1 protein-coding gene is annotated in these 459 nt (G+C 61.2%); it reads right to left on the bottom strand.

Annotated features, from left to right (window positions below; translation table 11 throughout):
• Positions 1 to 216: 216 nt before the first annotated feature.
• A partial coding sequence (locus DUT91_RS25160) for a transposase (RefSeq protein ID WP_147272318.1) occupies positions 217 to 459 on the bottom strand: 243 nt, incomplete at its 5' end.

The following is a 459-nucleotide window of genomic DNA, read 5'->3' as shown; positions in this document are numbered from 1 at the left end:
GCGGCCGCCCCTGCGCATCGCACCGGGCATGGAGCTTGGTGGTGAAGCCGCCGCGCGATCGGCCAAGCGCCTGGGCTTTCTGAGTCCCCTTTTTATGCCGACCGCACAATGATGTGCTCGGACAATGGTGCTGTCGATCATATCGGCGCTTCGGTCCCGTTCGACCAGTTCCGCCAAAGTTTCGAGCATCGCCTCGAACACGCCGGTCTCGATCCATCATCGGTAACGGCGGAAGACGCTGTTCCATTTGCCGTATTCGTCAGGTAGATGCCGCCACTGCGCTCCGGTGCGCGCCATCCACATCATGCCCTCGAAATAGCGCCGATTGTCCTGCGCTGGCCGACAGCCGCGTCCTCGCTCTGAAGGCAGGAGCGGCCCGATCACCGCCCATTCTTCATCCGTCAGTCCTATCCGTTCGCCCAAGGCTGCCTCCAAATGGAAGCCTTGAATCAAAATTCG

This window comes from Paramesorhizobium salinisoli (assembly GCF_003335045.1).
In the GTDB taxonomy this organism is placed as follows: domain Bacteria; phylum Pseudomonadota; class Alphaproteobacteria; order Rhizobiales; family Rhizobiaceae; genus Paramesorhizobium; species Paramesorhizobium salinisoli.
The sequence above is the reverse complement of the archived record's forward strand: the minus strand, read 5'-3'. Positions and strand labels throughout refer to the sequence as shown.